This is a genomic window from Natrialba hulunbeirensis JCM 10989 (assembly GCF_000337575.1).
Classification (GTDB): Archaea; Halobacteriota; Halobacteria; order Halobacteriales; family Natrialbaceae; genus Natrialba; species Natrialba hulunbeirensis.
Window position 1 is genome coordinate 1 of record NZ_AOIM01000001.1, and the last position, 245, is coordinate 245.

The window sequence follows — 245 nt, forward strand, 5'->3', positions numbered from 1 at the left end:
GCACCCGAGCCGTCCGGCAGCACGAGGCCGTGCTGCAGGTCGACGTTCGGCGCGACACCGTAGGCCGGCGTGTCGTCGTCAGCCGGTGCGGCTGCACCGACCGTGCCACCGACGTGCGTGCCGTGATAGTGCGTGTCGTATGGCTCGGAGCCCTCAACTGGGTCACCGTCCGCGTCGATCTCGACCCAGCCACCTGGATAGGTTGGATCGTCTGCATCCTCGGTGTAGAGGTCCAGATCCTGGTG

General features: G+C 67.3%; 1 protein-coding gene. It reads right to left on the minus strand.

Features of this window, described 5'->3' with window-relative positions; all coding sequences use genetic code 11:
- A partial coding sequence (locus C483_RS00005; RefSeq protein ID WP_006651281.1) for a S8 family serine peptidase occupies nucleotides 1-245 on the minus strand: 245 nt, incomplete at both ends.